This is a genomic window from Faecalicatena contorta, assembly GCF_021531895.1.
GTDB lineage: Bacteria > Bacillota > Clostridia > Lachnospirales > Lachnospiraceae > JAFBIX01.
Window position 1 is genome coordinate 50,436 of the sequence record NZ_JAFBIX010000019.1, and the last position, 19,001, is coordinate 69,436.

A 19,001-nucleotide genomic window follows, 5' to 3' on the forward strand; every position below is an offset into this window, starting at 1 on the left:
TGAAAACTCCCTAATAATCCAGTAAATCCAGGGATTTCATTGTATATTTCCGCAAACATCTTGTCGAAATTTTAACATATAAAAGATAGAGACCTAGCGGTCTCTATCTCTACAATCCCAACAATATTCAACATGCAAATTATTCTTCGCTAGTTTCCTCTTCAGCACTTTCATCCACGCTTTCTGCCTCAGTCTGTTCATTTGCTGCCGGCTCTAAAGCTTTCATACTTAAACTGATTTTTTTCTCATCCTCATTAAGGTCGACAATCTTAGCCGTAATTTCCTGACCTACAGACAATACATCTGACGGCTTGTCCACATGATTTCTTGAAATCTGAGAAACATGAAGCAATGCATCTACTCCAGGTGCAAGTTCAACAAATGCACCAAAATCAGTCATTCTAGCAACTCTTCCTTCAATCACAGTACCAACTGCATATTTTTCTGCTGCATTCACCCATGGATTAGTCTCCGGGAATTTCAAACTCAAGGCAATCTTTGTATCATTGATTTCTTTAATCATTACTTCTAATGTCTCACCAACTTTGAATACCTTCTTTGGATTCTCAACACGTCCCCAAGACATTTCAGAAATATGAAGAAGTCCATCAACTCCACCAAGATCAATAAACGCGCCGAAATCTGTCACATTTTTAACAGTTCCTTCCATTCTGTCTCCAGCCTGGATCTTAGCAAATAATTCTTTTTGCTTTTCTGCACGTTCAGCAACAAGTAACTGTCTTCTGTCTCCAATTACGCGATTTCTTCTAGGATTAAACTCACTGATTACAAATTCAATCTCCTGATCCTGATACTTACTCAAATCTTTTTCATAAGTATCTGACACAAGGCTTGCAGGGATAAACACTCTTGCTTCATCAATCACAACACTTAATCCACCGCCAAGAATCTGAGCAACAGGAGCCTTTAACACCTCATGATTCTCATAAGCCTCTCTCAATCTTTCATTTCCTTTTTCTGCTGCAAGTCTCTTATAGGTCAAAAGCACCTGACCTTCTCCATCATTAACTTTCAGGACTTTTGCAGTCATTGCATCACCAACGGATACCATAGTCGTTAAATCTGCATTTGCTTCGTTTGTGTACTCGCTTCTTGTAATGATACCGTCTGCCTTGTAACCTATATTCAAGATGATTTCATCGGGCTTTACATCGATGACAGTACCATCTACGACCTCTCCATTTCTTATTGTTTTGAATGACTCTTCCAACATTTGTTCAAAAGTTAATTCTGACATTATTTTGAACCTCCTCAATTATATTATTGGGCGTGGATGCCCCTGCTGTAATACCTACTGTTTCCACGGACCTTAATTGATTCATATCCAAATCGTCAAGTGTCTGTATATAGTACGTATTCAAACATTCATTCTTACATATTTCAAATAACTTCTGAGTATTTGAACTACGTTTGTCGCCGATAACCACCATAGCATCTACTCTCTTTGCAATTTCACAAGCCTCCTCCTGACGTTCCTTTGTTGCATTGCAAATCGTATTTAAAACAATTATATCATACCCCTTTTTTGAGATTATTTCAACTAAATCTTTGAATTTATTGTAATTAAATGTCGTCTGAGAAACGACGCAGACCCTCTGTTCAGCATCTTTCAACTGAAACTGTCTGGCATCTTCTGCTGTCTGTACAACAATTACTTGTTTTCCTGCCCACCCTTTGATTCCTTCTACCTCCGGATGTTCGCTGTTACCAATAATGACAATAAATGCCCCTTTTTTGCTTTCTTCCTCAACGATTCTGTGTATCTTCTTTACAAAAGGACAGGTAGCGTCTACACAAGTCAGGCCTTTTTCCTGTATTTTTTTATATATGTCTCTGGCTACTCCATGAGAACGAATAATAATAACGCCTTTATCCACTGCATCTAATTCTTTTTCAGAGTCAATCACTTCAACTCCTTTTTTGGCTAGATCTTTTGTCACTTCTTCATTATGGATAATCGGACCATAGGTATAGATTTTATCTTCCCGGTGCTGTTCTACCTGTTCATATACAGTGTCAACAGCTCTCTTTACACCAAAACAGAATCCCGCTGTTCTTGCCAACTCTATCTCCATTCTTTTCTCTCCTTAATCCACATCACCTGCACAATTCGACAATTTTATCCACAACTTCAGGAATTGTCATATAAGAACTATCTACCTTTACTGCATCCTCAGCCTGTTTCAGCGGAGCAATCTCTCTTGTCATGTCACGATAATCTCTTTCTCGAATGTCCGATTCAATTTCTTCCAAATTACAAGGGACTCCCTTTGCCATCAGCTCTTCATAGCGACGCTTGGCTCTCGTCTCAACACTTGCAGTTAAAAATATCTTCACGTCAGCATTCGGCAATACACACGTTCCGATATCCCTGCCATCCATGATCACATTTTGTGTACGTGCAAGATTCTGCTGAAGCTCCAATAACTTGGCTCTTACTTCTGGGATTGCCGATGTCATAGATGCCATATTTCCTACTTCCTCATCCCTCAATCTGGAAGTAATATTTGCTCCATTCAGATAAACCTGCTGGATACCATTTTCGTAGCGAATGGTTACTTCAGCATCCTGGCATGCCTTAATCACTTTTTCCGTCTCATCCGCCTGAATTCCCTGATTCAGGAAATGAATCGCCAGACCTCTATACATGGCACCGGTATCAACATAGATAAATCCCTTTTCTTTTGCCACTAATTTTGCAATCGTACTCTTTCCTGCACCTGCTGGACCATCAATTGCCACATTATATCCCATGATATTTCTCCTTTATTCAATATTTACTTTTTCGATTCCTTTTTTAACTCCAGTACATTTCTGTATTAAAAATTGTTTAAATTCTTCAATATCAGCATCCTGAATCCCATCCTTTGGAAAACCAAAGAATTTCTTTCCGCCAGTTTCTACATAAACAATCATTGCTATAATCTTTTCACTTTCGATAATTCGCTCTACATTTTTATAATAAAGCGTCTGTTTATTACCATGTACAAAACTCGTCCAAGAATCTTTACCGAATTCCAGTTTTACATTAAAAGGTTCTTTCCATTTTTTCATTCTTTCTTCATACATTGTCTGCCCGTCTCCGGTTGACGCAAGCATCTCCATCTTTTTCCCGAAAGTCCTTGCCAGAACTTCTGCTATAACAAAAGCCAGCGCCCAACACACAAGATATTTTAACGCGAAAAAGGCAATGCTGCCCGCCGTACCATGTAATACATTACTGTATACAAGCATGAACAATAATACGAATACTCCTCCCGTAAAAACCACGATTTTATAATTTTTTGAAATCTTAGTCATTCCATGGACTTTCAAAAAATCTGTCAATACTTCTTCTGTTTCTATATATCTAAATTGATATTTTCCTTTCATATTCTTCTCCTTCACTCTATATAATACTATTTCCTGCCGCATACGCAGTAGACCACGCAATCTGAAGATTAAATCCCCCCGTTACAGCATCCAGATCTAAGACTTCGCCAATAAAATAAAGGTTTTTTATCATTCTGGATTCCATGGTGCTCGGATCAATTTCTTTTATTCTGACACCACCCTTTGTGATAATCGCTTCATTATAATCACGAAGTCCAGTCAGCGTAATTGAAAGATTCTTAATCAACTCTGCAAAGAACCTTCTTTCTTCTCTAGAAATGATATTCACTTTCTTCTCTGGCGGAATATTGCTCAATTTTATCATAACCGGGATTAATTTGGAAGGAAATAATCCTCCAACCGCATTTTTAAATTGACGATTCTGATTTTCTTCAAATTCTTTCAATATCCGATGATCCAACTGTTCAGCCGAAAGTGCGGGCTTCAAATCGATTGAAAGACGTAATTCTTTTGTTTTTAACCTCTTTCCCACATAACTGCTGGCAGTTAAAATTAGGGGACCACTGACACCATAATGGGTAAACAACATTTCGCCAAATTCATCATACAAGATCTTTTTACCATCACAAATAGTTATGTTTACATTTTTCAGGGATAATCCCTGCAGCTCTTTTACCCACGATTCTTTTGTCTCTATTGGAACAAGTGATGGCATACACTCTGTAACATGGTGTCCCAGATCCTCCGCAAATCGAAATCCATCTCCAGTAGCCCCTGTACTTTGATAGGACAAACCACCCGTTGCAATCATACAAGCATCTCCAGCAACTATCGTGCCATCCTCTAATATAATATGATGAAATACTCCTTCCTCTGATACGACCTTTTTCACTCTTGTCCGAAGAGATATTTCAACTCCAAGGCGATGCATCTCATCGGAAAGAACACGAATCACATCAGAAGAATGGTCAGATATCGGGAACACCCTGCCCCCACGCTCTATCTTCGTCCGAAGTCCAAGTTCTTCAAAAAACGCAATGGCATCCTGATTCGTAAACCCATAAAAACTACTATATAAAAACTTTGGATTTGAAACCACAGAATCAAATAACACATCCATATCACATGCGTTGGTCAAGTTACACCTTCCTTTTCCTGTGATGAATAGCTTTTTCCCTAGTTTTTCATTACTTTCAAACACCAGGACTTCATGCCCATTTCTCGCTGCAATAATGGATGCGAACATTCCTGCCGCGCCCCCGCCAATTATCAACACTTTACTCATCTTTCATATCCTTTGCGTTTTCATTTTCGACACTTCCCGATAATTCCACCTTATCGCCTACCATATTCAATTCATCTTTACTATACACCTGATATTCATCCCAAATCCGTTCTAATGTCTCCAGAGTGGAAATAACCTCTTTCTGCTTCTTCATACACAAAGCAACCACCAACGCATTAACTACACTTAAAGGTGCAACCAATGAATCTACTATTGAAGCCATATCACTTCTTGCAATTAAATTACATGAAGAATATAAATTCATAGGAGAATGTACGCTATCTGTCAAAGTAATTACTTTCGCCTTTCGATTACTTGCATACTCCAATGCTTTCAGTGTACGCATAGAATATCGCGGAAAACTAATTCCAATAATGACATCTTCCTCATTAATGCGGAGTAACTGTTCAAAAATCTCACTGGAACTATTTGTATTCACAGCCACTACATCATCACAGACAAGATTCAGATAAAAGCACAAAAAACTGGCTAAAGGAGCGCAGCTTCTAATGCCAACCACATAGATCTTTCTGGCATTCAATATCGTATCCACAGCCAATTCAAATGCCTCATGGTCAATTGCTTCCATTGTCAGTTTTATCTTCTCAATATCGGATTGTAATACAGAGGTCAGAATCTCTCCCTGGCTGATACGTCCATAAGTCACTTCCATACGTTGGATGGAATTCAATTTCGTCCGTACCAACTCCCCAAGTGCTTTTTGAAATCCCGGATAACCGTCATATCCAAGCGCTGTTGCAAAACGAACGACTGTAGATTCACTGACTCCGACTTCTTCTCCCATCTTCGCAGCCGTCAAAAAAGCGGCTTTGTCATAATCTTCACGAATAAAATCTGCCAGCTTTTTTTGACCTTTACTGAATTTCGGATAACCGTCTTCTATTTTCTTTAACAACTCATTTTTACTTTGCATGTGACATTTCTCTTTCCATTTCAACATTGTTTCCATTATATAGCCAAACCTCTTAAGATTCAAGAGGACATCTGAAGATTCTACTCTTCTTCACCAAAACAAGGTGTGCAAAAATCTGCACACCTTGTTCTTATCATGCTTTCTGTCATTCTATATCTCTGAATTAAACCGGATAACTTCCATTTTCCGTATCAGCTACTGTTGGATCCACTTTTGTCTGCTGTGCTTCTCTGTATTTAAAGAAGTCAACAGCTACTTGCGGGAACAACGCATAAGACAGAACATCCTCATCCTGTTGAATCCACTGCTCACACTCTTTGCGCAATGTATCCAATTCATCAGGAATCAAATCTGCCGGACGGCAGGTAATCGTCTCAGCATTTTCACCCAATACTTTTTTCTTCACATCTTCGTTAAATGGTTTTACAGTTGCACCATACTTACCACTTAAGATATCTTTTGTCTCTTTAGTTGCCATCTTATATCTCTCACCCATCAGCACGTTAAACACAGCCTGTGTACCTACGATCTGGGAAGAAGGAGTTACAAGAGGTGGTTCTCCCAAATCTTTACGTACCTTCGGAACTTCCTCCAGTACATCATAGAATTTATCTTCTGCACCCTGCTCCTTCAATTGAGAAGTAAGATTTGACAACATGCCACCTGGTACCTGATATAACAGAGTCTTAATATTAACACCCATGTTCTTTGGATTCAACAGACCACTTTCCAATGCTTCGTCACGAATCGGACGGAAGTAATCAGCAATCTCAGCCAATAAGTTCTGGTCAAATCCAGTATCATATGGTGTACCTTTGAAAGTCTCAACCATAACTTCTGTTGCCGGCTGAGAAGTTCCAAGTGCAAATGGTGACATTGCTGTATCAATGACATCCACTCCAGCCTCTACAGCTTTCAAATAAGTCATAGATGCAACACCTGATGTATAGTGCGTATGAAGCTGGATCGGAAGATCTACAGCTTCTTTTAACGCGCCAATCAGTTCTGTTGCCTGGTATGGTTTCAAGAGACCTGCCATATCCTTAATACAGATAGAATCCGCGCCCATGTCCTGAATTCTCTTTGCAATATCAACCCAATACTCTAATGTATAAGCATCACCCAAAGTATAAGAAAGAGCCACCTGAGCCTCTGCCTTTTCCTTATTAGCTGCAGTTACTGCAGTCTGCAGATTGCGCAGATCATTTAAGCAATCAAAAATACGAATGATATCAATACCATTAGCTACAGATTTCTGAACAAAATATTCTACCACATCATCTGCATACGGACGATATCCTAAGATGTTCTGTCCACGGAATAACATCTGTAATTTTGTATTCTTAAATCCATCGCGGAATTTGCGAAGTCTGTCCCACGGATCTTCTTTCAGGAAACGAAGGGATGCGTCGAATGTAGCACCTCCCCAACATTCCACTGAATGATATCCTACTTTATCCATCTTCTCAATAATCGGAAGCATCTGTTCTGTTGTCATACGGGTAGCAATCAGAGACTGATGTGCATCACGCAGAATGGTTTCTGTTATTTTAATTGGTTTTTTCTCAATTTCTGCCATTTTATATCCTCCTATAATCTATCAACAATTTTTAGATCATTATACACCTACGCCGAAAATTGCCATAAATGTTCCGGCTGCAACTGCAGTACCGATTACACCCGCTACGTTCGGTCCCATCGCATGCATCAGAAGGAAGTTTGTAGGATCCGCTTCTGCACCTACCTTCTGTGATACTCTGGCCGCCATTGGAACTGCAGATACACCGGCAGAGCCAATCAAAGGATTTACTTTTCCATGCGTTGCATAGCACATCAATTTACCAAACAATACTCCGGCTGCTGTACCAAACATAAATGCTACAAGTCCCAGAACAACAATTTTAATGGTGTCCATATTCAGGAATGCTTCTGCACTCGTTGTTGCACCTACAGAAGTACCAAGCAAGATTACTACAATATACATCAATGCATTAGAGGCAGTCTCAGTCAGCTGTCTTACAACTCCCGATTCACGGAACAGGTTACCAAGCATCAGCATACCAACCAGCGGTGCTGTCGTCGGAAGAATCGTACACACTACAACAGTAACAATAATCGGGAAAAGAATTCTTTCCAATTTAGAAACTGGGCGAAGCTGTTCCATCTTAATCTTTCGCTCTTTTTCAGTTGTCAATAACTTCATAATTGGCGGCTGAATGATCGGAACCAGTGACATGTAAGAATATGCCGCCACCGCAATCGGCCCCATTAATGCCGTCTGCTGTAATTTACCGGCAAGAAAGATAGAAGTCGGTCCATCTGCACCACCAATAATAGAGATTGCTGCCGCTGCTTTATCAGAGAATCCCATTGCCATTGCACCAAGATATGCTGCAAAAATTCCAAACTGCGCTGCTGCTCCCAGCAGGAAACTCTTTGGATTAGCAATCAATGGCCCAAAATCTGTCATCGCACCTACCCCGAGGAATATCAGAGACGGAAGAATTGACCACTCATCCAAAACATAGAAGTAGTAAAGTAATCCTCCGGTTCCATTGGCTGCCTCATCTGCATGCAACATAATATCTGGATAGATATTTACAAGAAGCATACCGAACGCAATTGGTACCAGGAGCAGAGGTTCAAACCCATGTCTGATTGCTAAATATAGGAAAAAACATGCAACTGCAATCATGATCAAATTGCCCCATGTGAGACTGAAAAATGCTGTCTGATGCACGAGGTTTCCTAATGTTGTTGTTATATATTCCATTTTTTAACCTCCAGTCGTGTTAAATAAACATAATCAGATTATGTCTCTAGTTTAATGTAGCAAGAACAGCTCCTGATTCTACAGCATCACCAACTGCCACATCAATACTTGCCACTGTTCCATCTTCTGGTGCCACAACTGGAATTTCCATCTTCATTGCTTCAATAATTACAACCGCATCGCCTCTTTTTACACTCTGTCCAACATTTGCTTCAATCTTGAACACTTTTCCTGCAGCTCCGGCTTTTACTTCAACAGAACCTGCTCCTGCAGCCGGTGCAGCAGTCTTTGGTGCTGCTGGTGCTGCAGCAGGTGCGGCCTTTGGTGCTGCTACTGGCGCAGCCGATGCCACACCTGCACCTTTTTCTTCTACTGTTACATCATATACATTTCCGTTTACTGTAATTGTATAATTTTTCATTTTAAATTCCTCCTTTGGGTAGTTATGCATTCCATTTATTTGACGGACGACGTCTAATACTTCTTACAACAAATCCATCTTTGCTGCATCCTTCTGCCTCTCTGGCGGCAGCAATTGCTGCAGAAATGACTGCGATCAATTCCAGATCATCTGCGACCGGAGTCTCAACTGCAGAAAGATTCTGAACAGGAGCTTTCTCTGTCTTAACTTCCTGTACAGGCTGCTTTTTGAATTTTTTCTCAATCGCAGGAATATATTTAAATAAGGAAATCAGGAATGAAATAAAAATCAGTACTATAAATACCGTTCCCATTCCAAGTATCGTATTTAATCCTGCTTTTTCCAATATTTCTCCTGTTGAATATTCTGCATCAACTGTCATGCTGTCCAGATAAGAATCTTCATCAAATACAAATGTAATCGTTGCTTCACGGTCTGAGAACTCAACTGCTGTTGTAACTTTAAGTTCATCTGTAGATGCCTCAAATGTATAATCACCATGACCTATATATTCACCACACTCTTTAGTAGCCGCTTGCCACGCCTCCAATGCTCCAAGGAAACTTTCCTGCGTAACAGGGATCCCAGCCTCAGTCAACTGTAGCTCAACATTAAAATCTGTCATGGACTTCCACTGTTCGAGCGTTGCTTCATCGGTACTCGCACAATAACTCAACAGAAATTCTGTCGTCTGTTCAATGGTAGCTTCATCATAATCCATTGTTTTATTGCCGCTTCCACATGCGGTAAAGCAGAGCATTGTCGCAAGCACACAGAGTAATAAACTAATCTTTTTTCTCACTTTACCTCACCTCTCTAAACTGCACCATGTTTTTTCATCGGGCGTTCTTCTCTCTTGGTAAATAACATCTCAAATGCACCGATGACATATTTTCTGGTATCAGCTGGTTCAATAATCGTATCTACATATCCTCTTCTTGCTGCTGAAAGCGGGCTTGACTGCAATTCTTTGTATTCTGCTGCTTTTTCTTTTACAGTAGCCGAATCAGAATTTGCATACATAATCTTAGCTGCAAGATTTGCATCCATCATACCAATCTCTGCAGTTGTCCATGCATACACTATATCTGCACCGATAGACTTACTATTCATTGCTACATAAGCACTTCCAAATGCTTTTCCAATCACAACATTCACTTTTGGAACTGTTGCATTGGCAAATGCATAAGTAAGCTTTGCAGCTTCTCTCGCAAGATTTCTTTCTTCACATTTTCCGGCTTTAAATCCAGACACGTTTGTCAAAGAAAGAATCGGAATATTAAAAGCATCACAAAATGTTATAAATTCCGCTGCTTTTCTTGCTCCATGAGCAGACAAGGAGCCATCAAATTCTGCGACAACTTCTGCATTTTCATTGTATACTTTTGAACGGTTCGCAACAGCACCCACTGTCATCCCATTCAATCGAATAAATCCGGTCACCATATCCTTTGCAAAATTCTTTTTCGTCTCAAAGAACACGTTGCTATCAGAAATATTGGCCAGTGCAATTGCAGTATCTTCAACTGCATTTTCAATCCCTTCACATACACGGTTGAGATCATCTGTACACTCATCGTAGGCAACATTTTCCTCATTATTACAAGGAAGCATACAAATTAGGGCACGAATATTTTCAAGGATTTCTGCTTCTGTTCCCACCACATCTACAAGACCAGACTTTTCACTCTGATATTCTGCAGAAGAGGTATCCAGCTTTGAAATCTCATTGCCAGGAATTGCATTTGGTGAATTCACAAATAACTTTGCATCAGATGCTTCCATGAAGGTAAAATCTGTCAAAGCAGGGACGAGAGCAAGTCCACCACCACAAGTCCCAAAGATTGCTGTAATCTGTGGAATCACACCAGAAGCCATTGATTGTTTTAAGTACAGATTACCAAATGCCTCTAATGCATCTGTCGCTTCCTGAAGTCTAAAACCAGCACAGTCTACAAGACCGATTACCGGCGCACCCATCTTCATTGCCATATCATAGATATTTGAAATCTTTTTCGCATGCATCTCACCAATTGCTCCATTTAATACCGTTGCGTCCTGGCTATATACATATACTAAATTTCCGTCAATTACTCCATAACCAGTAATTACACCATCAGCCGGAGTGTCTTTTTCCTGCATGTTAAAATCAGTGCTTCTGGCAGTAACAGCACCACCGATTTCAACAAAGCTTCCTGCATCAAGTAAAGAAGCAATTCTTGCACTTGCTACATTTTCTGTTGCCATGTTGCCCATAGTATAGTCCTCCATTTTCTTACATATTTAAATTGGGTTGATACTTAATTGTAAAGTAGAACCAAATTTTTGCCAATTGTATTATATCGTTTTTCTTCTCTCCATGCAATACTTTTCGCATTTTTCTGTTAAAATATTATCGAATTATTTTTTTATTATATCAAGTTATCATGGCAGCACGTTAAAGCAACTGTGAATTTTGCACTATTCATTAACTTTTTCTTAACTTTTTATTGTACTTTAGTCTAATTTATGATATATTTATCATGGTTTTTAAATGTAGACATTTTTCTACACAAAAACCGAAACAATACTATATTTTTAATTGGAGGGTTAAAAATGGAAACAACAAAAAAGAAATGGCCATTTGGTTTCTATGTATGTAGTTTCTCTTTCACTCTTGAAAGACTTGCATACTACGCTGCTAAATGGGGCGTTGCCATCTTCATCGTTCTTTCTGCAGCAGAAGGAGGTCTTGGACTTTCCAAAGCTGAGGGTGCGTTGATGAGTTCCAACCTGGTAGCATTTACTTATATCACACCAGTTATCGGTGGATACATTGCTGACCGTTGGATTAGCCCAAGACTCCTCGTTCCAATCGGAGAGATTTTAATGGGTCTTGGTTATTTATGTGCATGGCAGGCACAGAGCAAAGGTATGGTTTGGGTTATGATTATCCTGATTGCTATCGGTACAGGTTTCTTCAAAGGAAATGTATCTGGTATCAACGGACGTCTGTTCCCATTAGCTGACGCAGATACTTTGGACTCTATCTTCAGTATCCAGTATTCATTCGTTAATATTGGTTCATTCTGCGGAACAACATTCCTGACTCTTGTTGCTACAAACTACAGCTATCGCTTCATGTTCCTTCTTTGCGGAATCTTCATGTTCATCGACTGTGCATGGTGGCTCTTTGGAATGAAGTTCTTAGGTGATGCTGGTAAGAAACCATTCCTTGTTGACAACAGAACTGAAGATGTTGACAAAGCTGACAAAGAGAAAGACAATGCTCCTCTTACAAAGCTTGAGAAAAATCGTGTTATCGCTATCTTAATCGTAACACTGTTCTCTGGTGTATTCTGGTTAATCTGGTACATGGCTTACATGCCAGTTTACTATGAATTTGGTCCAATTGAGCAGGGCGGTTCCGGATGGGCTAACTGGAACATCGGTTCTTTCCAGATGCCTACTGCATGGTTTGACTCTATGAATGGTCTTCTTTGTATTATTCTTTGTCCTGTATTCGCTGGAATCTGGGCTAAGATGAAACAAAGACCACAGGGCGACTGGGGAATGTTCACAAAGACATCTGTAGGTATTATTATCCTTGGTCTTTGTACAGCATCCATGGTACTTGCTGCATTCCTTAGCGGTGAAGGAACAAAAGATCCAGTTGGTATCTGGGTTATCATCCTGACAGCTGTTGCTATGTCTGTCGGTGAAGTTATCTTCTCACCACTTGGAAACTCTTTCATCAACAAATATGCTCCTAAGAAACTGCTTGGAACATTGCTTGGTGTATGGCCACTCATCATTTTCTTCGCTGGAAAAGGATATGGTCCACTTTACAACTTCCTTGCACAGTTCTCATTCGTTAAAGCTTACGGTATCGTTACAATCCTGATCATCGCCTGCGGTGTTATCATGTTAGCGTTCACGAAGAAATTTGACGAAATGGTTGGCGGTAAATAAGTCAATACATAAAAGGATTTACTTTTTGAAGGAAAGGGCTCCCGGTTCCCCGGGAGCCTTTTTTTCTACAGGAAATCACATTTTCCAAAATATATCTGTGTATTTCATAATGAAATTACAATATAAAGGAGGCAATTGATTATGACAATTGTAGCAGAAAGAATTGCAAAACTTCGTGCTTTGATGGCTGAAAAAGGGATTGATGCATATGTTGTTCCTACTGCCGATTTCCATCAGAGCGAGTATGTAGGAGAACATTTTAAGGCAAGAAAATTCATTACCGGATTCAGTGGCTCTTATGGTACAGCCGTGATTACAAAAGATGACGGTGGTCTATGGACAGATGGAAGGTACTTCTTCCAGGCAACTAACGAACTGGAAGGAAGCGGCATCCGACTGATGAAAATGTTCGTGGGTGATACTCCATCTATCACAGAATATTTATGCGATAATGTACCAGAAGGCGGCACGGTAGGCTTCGATGGCCGTGTGCTTTCCATGGGAGAAGGTCAGGAATATGAAGATGCATTAACAGCAAAGAATATTCAGATTGATTATTCTGAAGATTTGATTGATGCAATCTGGGAAGACCGTCCATCTCTTTCTAAAAAACCAGCATTCTTCCTGGAAGAAAAATATTCTGGCGAGAGTACAGCTTCCAAACTTGCACGCGTGAGAAAGAAAATGGAAGAAAACGGAGCAGATACACATATCATTGCTTCTCTTGATGATGTATGCTGGCTTCTGAATGTCCGTGGAGATGATATCGATTTCTTCCCATTACTGCTTTCCTATGCAATCGTAACCATGGATGCTGTTGAACTATATGTTGACGACTCCAAACTGGATGACCGAATCCATGAAGAATTAAAGAAGAATAACGTCAATATTCATCCTTACAATAATATTTATGAAGATATCAAGAATATCAGCACTGACAGTGTTGCACTGATTGACCCAATGAAAATGAACTACGCTTTGTACAAGAATATCCCTTGCAAAATCGTAGAAGCTGCAAATCCAACTATCCTTATGAAAGCCATGAAAAATGATGTAGAACTTAAGAACATCAAAAATGCTCATATCAAGGATGGTGTTGCAATCACCAAATTCATGTATTGGGTAAAAACACGTTATGACAAAGAACCAATCACAGAGCTTAGCTCTGCTGCAAAATTAACGGAGCTTCGTGCAGAACAAGAAGGCTATATCCGCGACAGTTTCGAACCACTGTGTGCATTTGACGACCACGCAGCCATGATGCACTACTCTCCTTGCGAAGAGTCTGACGTACAACTTAAATCCGGCGCATTTTTCTTAAATGATACTGGCGGTGGATATTATGAAGGTTCTACCGATATCACCAGAACATTTATCCTTGGTTCTGTTGACCAGCAGATGAAAAAATACTTTACTGCTGTTGTACGTGCCATGATGCGCCTGTCCCGTGCAAAATTCCTTTACGGATGCTACGGATACAATCTTGACGTCCTTGCAAGAGGCCCAATCTGGGATCTTGATCTCGACTATCAGTGCGGTACCGGACATGGCGTCGGATACCTCGGTAACATCCACGAAGCACCGACTGGCTTCCGCTGGTATGTCGTTCCAAGCAAGAATGAACATCATCAGTTAGAAGAAGGCATGGTCATCACCGATGAACCAGGAATCTACGAAGATGGAAAATTCGGTATTCGTATTGAAAATGAATTTGTCGTAAAAAAAGGCAATAAGAACAAATATGGACAGTTCATGCACTTCGAGACTATCACATTCGCTCCAATCGACCTAGACGGAATTGACCCTGATGAAATGAGTAGAGATGAAAAAGAATGGCTGAACAACTACCATAAAGAAGTATATGAAAAAATCGGACCACATCTGACAGATGAAGAAAGAGAATGGTTAAAAGAATATACTAGAGCAATTTAATTAATAGGGGACGTAGTAAAATGCAATTTTACTACGTCCCCTATTAAAAAATGTGGTGTACCCAATCGTCATATGCCCTGTACCCAATTTACAATTCTGCCATTCTTTCTAACACTTTATGATAGAATTCTTCGCAGCTTCCAATACGTCTTAGATCTTCCAGCACGATTCCATCTTTTAAGAATATGATTCTTTTGCATTTGCTTGCCATCTGTGGGTCATGTGTAACCATAATGATGGTCTTTTTCATAACTTTATTGATTTTTATGAATTCATCTACCACGATTTTCCCGGATTTTGAGTCAAGATTTCCGGTAGGCTCATCGGCTAAGATTAATTCGGGATTATTTAGAAGTGCCCGGCAGATTGCTGCTCTTTGTTTCTCTCCACCTGATAATTCGTATGGATTTTTGTCAAGAAGATGGGTAAGGCCGAATTGTTCTGCCAGGCTTTCAGCTCTTTCGATGCATGATTCAGCTTCTGCTTTATCTAGAATCATCGGAAGCATGATATTCTCTTTTACGGACAGACTATCCATCAAATATAAATCCTGAAATACGAACCCGATTTCTCTGCGTCGGATATCTGCTAATTCGTCTTTCCATAGTTTATCGATGTCCTTTTCTTTAAAATATATGGTTCCCTTTGTTGGTTCATCAATTAATCCCAACACTTTAATCAACGTAGTCTTTCCACAGCCGGATTTTCCCATAATTCCAACAAATTCTCCCTTTTCTACCTCCAGGTCAATCCCTTTTAGGACCCGGATATCATCTGGCTGTTCTTTCTTGCCGCCCGTTTTTGAATAACTTCTATATAGCTTTTCAGTTCTAATGATTGTTTCCATGGCTGCCCTCCACTTTTCTTATGATATAATACTCCAGGCACTTCATCCCTAGTGATTCTACCGCTGTATAAATAAGGAAAATAATTGTCAATACTTTGGAATATGCAATACAGTCAGTCTGTGAAAATAATCTCAGTTTCCACGTTATTGCCGTAAATACTATAATCGAAATAATCGATATTGTCATGGGTACCCAAAAGTAGAACCCCAATTCTGACTTAATGATTTGTAAGCGTTCTCTTTTTCGCATACCCATGCACTCAAGAAATTCTTGTTGTCTCTTCTTCTCATCCATCTCAGACTCTACTTTCATGTAGAGAAGGATCAAACTTACGATTGCCATAATTATCATGATAAACATACTGACTGCAATATTCATAAATCGTTCGGACTTTATCTGATCAATGAGAGTAGTTTTTGAGTACCATGACTGCACCTCACTGTCAAAAGAATTATCAAATACATGATTATCGTCAAATATCTGCAGTTTCTTTTCCACATCTTGTTTCTGATCATCTGCCACATTTATTAAAACAAGTTGATCCGGCCAGTGATGGATCGTCACATCTTCTATTGCTTCTTCCTCGCTGATCTGCTCACCATTCCAGTATATCGTAGTTTTCCACATATCCTCAACTTCTGCGAAATATTCATCCGAGAACACAACAATATTCTCATGTTCACCCTGTCTCAAATTGCCGATAAGGCTGGTTCGCTCCATTCCAATAACTTTACGTGGCTGAAATAATTTCTCTCGTTTAACATAATCATAAGCTATCAATGGCTGTCCAATATGAAGATAAGGAGTCTTCGTCCCCATATAATAATCAATCGGATGTGCTCTCACACTTTTATCTTCCTGATAGATGACATATATTTCACTTCCATCTTCTGCAAGATTCAGTTGTTTTGGCTTTTCTCCTATGTTCTCACACAATTTTCGATAGGTAGACTCTGAGATTCCGATATGTTGTCCCTGAGGCTGTATACACTCCATTGCACCGTTGATTTCTGTAGAATTATCTGCGTTACTGACTCGAACCATTGGATAACTTAACACTTCCGCCTGATTCTCATTTTTTATCTCTTCAAATATAGGCATATCATCTTCAATCGCCATACATACATAATCATATGGGAACATTGTCTCTGGTTCTTCTTCAATCAGAGATGTGGTTACTTCTCGCGAAAACACAAAAAGCACGCAGATATGTAATATCGTAAATAAAAATAAATACCGATATGCCGTCTTAAAATGATGATAAAAATAATTCTTCTTTAATAAACTTCCCAAATAAATTGAATTCTTCTTTTTTCTCAAGCGCAAATACATATTCCAGCAATGTCGCATAAATAAATATAACCCAATCAGGAAAAATACAATATACACCATTCCTTCTGCATGTTCTCTCTGAGAAAATCCATAAACAGAAAACACAATGACTCCTGCTCCAAATATCATGAATAAAGGGCTCAAAATTCCCGGCATCTTTTCTTTCTGTACAGCTTTATATCTCGCAGAAGTTCCACCCGTCTCATAATAAACATCATGAGTTGCCATGGCAGATATCAGATAGACTAGAAAACTGACCAATAGTGTCAACAAATAACTCTTAACCGTAATGTTTTCCAGCAGAATTGCCCCGTTAAATCCATTCCGAATTGCGATACGGCATACAAACAGAATCACATTTCCCAAAATGCATCCACCAATCAATGCCAGTATCATGCATACTGCCAATTCTGTTCCTATAAACAAATACAGTGTTTTGCTTCGAATTCCAAGATTCTGAAATAATGAATAGCTACTCATATGATTTTTCAGGTAAAACATCAAAACAGATACTATCATGAAAATGGATATTATGATTGCCGATGCAAGAAAATTTAGGAGGATTGTGCCAAGTCCCTGTCCGGTAAGGAGATTTTCCACTCCCTGCATCCCAGATAACATTTCTCGCATCCCCATACCTGCAAAAATAAAACTAATCGACACAGTATCTACCAGCACAAAGATACGATAAGTCGCCCAATTGCTCTTAAAATTCTTCCATACAACCTGATAAAATAACGCGGAGTACTTCCCTTCAAATACAAGCCGTTCTTTCCGCTCTTTTTTTACCTGTCGTTCATGCTCTTTAATCCGACGCATCTCTTCGGTCGCTTCCACCCATGAATCTATCATACGATACCCAATGAGATTGATTCCCTGAAGTATCAGCATAATAAGAAGATACAACTTAGCAAACCAACTATCCATATAAAAAGTAGGGCCACTTGTTATACTGAAAAGATTTGCAGCGCAGATCACCAGACACACGCCCGACACAAATCCCTTCTTCTTATTCGAGAACACCTGTAAAATGCTTATAATCCCCAAAATCTGTAGCACGACTAAGAGAAGCAGCTGCCCAATAAACACAAACATCATGGATTGGATATCCGTCCAGTCCATCCAGCCTTCCCCGATTGATGCAAAATCCGCCCGCATTACTGTCCGCATATCTTCAGATGCATGCAAACGAAATAAATATGCATATGTATTATATCTTTTTCCTCCAAGCGAAATCCACGGAAGAAGCAATATGATCTGCATTATGATTCCTGTAACAAGCAGATACTTTCGATCAAGTGACAGTCTTTTCTTCATTCTTTCCCTCTCCTTGTTCCCCATATTACCTTATAAGTAACATCGCAATACCTACAATTCCACACACACACGAGATTCCAACCTTAAAGGCAATAGAAACAACCGACATTACCCACGCCATCGGATCCGCATTTCCTTTTTTATTGCCTCTCAAAAATATAATTTCAGAAGCTGACCAGAAAAGAAGTCAAAGTCCTATGCGATAGAAGGATACATTACGATAGAATATTGCAATAAAAATCATCAGATTTGCTAGAATATCAAATTTAACATTCCTGCTTCATCCGATTCATATAACTTCTACATTCACTAGTCGGAATTCAGCATTTTGTTACAAAAAATTAAATTGGGGACGGGATTTTTTCATTTTCCTCCGTCCCCAATCGAATTTGCCATGTCCTTTTTTGTATCTATTATAATATACACTGTAGATGAAGTCTATCACTTCTTTATTTAAGGGGAATTTAGATTAGTTAGTTGGTAATTGGGTGTGTACGGCGAGAGGACGGATGGAATGGTTGCCATTGCGGAGTCCTTCGCTTAGAATCCATAACTGAAAAAGGAGCAGATATTTTGTGACCAGGCTGATTCACCCCGAAATCTTGATGATTTCGAGGCTCAGCAGCCTTCTCAGATTTGGCTTGAAGCCAAATCTTCGCACAAAATATCTGCTTCTTTTCCAGTAACGGATTCTAGCGCTTGTCCAGCGAACGGCAACCATTCCATCCGTCTTCTCGCCTGACATCCCCCAAGTCCGCAACTTCCTCATCTGGGAGAATTCCTGCGCGTCATGCAGAGGGAAAGATCATAGTAAAGATATTGTCAAAAAACTGGCAGAATAACTAACTGATTCT

The 19,001-nt window shown here is 39.6% G+C and carries 15 protein-coding genes; 2 read left to right on the plus strand and 13 right to left on the minus strand.

Features of this window, described 5'->3' with window-relative positions:
- Window positions 1–139 precede the first annotated feature (139 nt).
- The 11 genes from rpsA to JQM81_RS09035 all read right to left on the minus strand — a co-directional run bounded on the left by rpsA (window position 140) and on the right by JQM81_RS09035 (window position 11,023).
- Window positions 140–1,258: a 30S ribosomal protein S1 gene (gene rpsA / locus JQM81_RS08985; RefSeq protein ID WP_235233172.1), complete on the minus strand. Its 1,119-nt coding sequence runs from the start codon at window positions 1,256–1,258 to the stop codon at window positions 140–142.
- Window positions 1,239–2,096 carry a 4-hydroxy-3-methylbut-2-enyl diphosphate reductase gene (gene ispH / locus JQM81_RS08990; protein ID WP_235233173.1) on the minus strand — a complete coding sequence of 286 codons (858 nt, stop codon included), beginning with the start codon at window positions 2,094–2,096 and terminating at the stop codon, window positions 1,239–1,241. Before ispH ends, rpsA begins: the two co-directional genes overlap by 20 nt.
- Window positions 2,097–2,118: 22 nt before the next feature.
- Window positions 2,119–2,775 (minus strand): (d)CMP kinase, encoded by a 657-nt coding sequence (gene cmk, locus JQM81_RS08995; RefSeq protein WP_235233174.1) that lies wholly within the window; start codon window positions 2,773–2,775, stop codon window positions 2,119–2,121.
- A 12-nt stretch (window positions 2,776–2,787) separates the two neighbouring features.
- Entirely contained in the window at window positions 2,788–3,393 is a 606-nt protein-coding gene (locus JQM81_RS09000) for a YcxB family protein (protein WP_235233175.1), read from the minus strand.
- Between the two features lie 16 nt (window positions 3,394–3,409).
- A complete protein-coding gene (locus tag JQM81_RS09005) occupies window positions 3,410–4,639 on the minus strand; it encodes an NAD(P)/FAD-dependent oxidoreductase (RefSeq protein WP_235233176.1) in 1,230 nt (409 codons plus the stop codon).
- Window positions 4,632–5,573, minus strand: a complete 942-nt coding sequence (locus JQM81_RS09010) for a MurR/RpiR family transcriptional regulator (protein WP_235233177.1) — start codon at window positions 5,571–5,573, stop codon at window positions 4,632–4,634. The genes JQM81_RS09005 and JQM81_RS09010 overlap by 8 nt, the downstream gene beginning before the upstream one ends.
- A gap of 163 nt (window positions 5,574–5,736) precedes the next feature.
- A complete protein-coding gene (locus tag JQM81_RS09015) occupies window positions 5,737–7,152 on the minus strand; it encodes an oxaloacetate decarboxylase subunit alpha (RefSeq protein WP_235233178.1) in 1,416 nt (471 codons plus the stop codon).
- Window positions 7,153–7,191: 39 nt separating this feature from the next.
- Entirely contained in the window at window positions 7,192–8,346 is a 1,155-nt protein-coding gene (locus JQM81_RS09020) for a sodium ion-translocating decarboxylase subunit beta (protein WP_235233179.1), read from the minus strand.
- Window positions 8,347–8,392: 46 nt separating this feature from the next.
- Window positions 8,393–8,767, minus strand: a complete 375-nt coding sequence (locus tag JQM81_RS09025) for a biotin/lipoyl-containing protein (protein WP_235233180.1) — start codon at window positions 8,765–8,767, stop codon at window positions 8,393–8,395.
- Between the two features lie 22 nt (window positions 8,768–8,789).
- Window positions 8,790–9,569 (minus strand): OadG family transporter subunit, encoded by a 780-nt coding sequence (locus tag JQM81_RS09030; protein WP_235233181.1) that lies wholly within the window; start codon window positions 9,567–9,569, stop codon window positions 8,790–8,792.
- 14 nt (window positions 9,570–9,583) lie between these two features.
- Entirely contained in the window at window positions 9,584–11,023 is a 1,440-nt protein-coding gene (locus JQM81_RS09035) for an acyl-CoA carboxylase subunit beta (RefSeq protein WP_235233182.1), read from the minus strand.
- Window positions 11,024–11,362: 339 nt separating this feature from the next.
- Between JQM81_RS09035 and JQM81_RS09040 the strand changes: the two genes are divergently transcribed.
- Window positions 11,363–12,718, plus strand: coding sequence for a peptide MFS transporter (locus JQM81_RS09040; RefSeq protein ID WP_235233183.1), 1,356 nt, complete (start codon window positions 11,363–11,365; stop codon window positions 12,716–12,718).
- Window positions 12,719–12,859: 141 nt separating this feature from the next.
- Window positions 12,860–14,650, plus strand: coding sequence for an aminopeptidase P family N-terminal domain-containing protein (locus tag JQM81_RS09045; RefSeq protein ID WP_235233184.1), 1,791 nt, complete (start codon window positions 12,860–12,862; stop codon window positions 14,648–14,650).
- 88 nt (window positions 14,651–14,738) lie between these two features.
- On the opposite strand, the gene JQM81_RS09050 is transcribed toward JQM81_RS09045, so the two are convergent.
- Both JQM81_RS09050 and JQM81_RS09055 read right to left on the minus strand, forming a co-directional pair.
- Window positions 14,739–15,497 carry an ABC transporter ATP-binding protein gene (locus JQM81_RS09050; RefSeq protein WP_235233185.1) on the minus strand — a complete coding sequence of 253 codons (759 nt, stop codon included), beginning with the start codon at window positions 15,495–15,497 and terminating at the stop codon, window positions 14,739–14,741.
- Window positions 15,481–18,147, minus strand: a complete 2,667-nt coding sequence (locus JQM81_RS09055) for a hypothetical protein (RefSeq protein ID WP_235233186.1) — start codon at window positions 18,145–18,147, stop codon at window positions 15,481–15,483. Before JQM81_RS09055 ends, JQM81_RS09050 begins: the two co-directional genes overlap by 17 nt.
- Window positions 18,148–19,001: the final 854 nt, after the last annotated feature.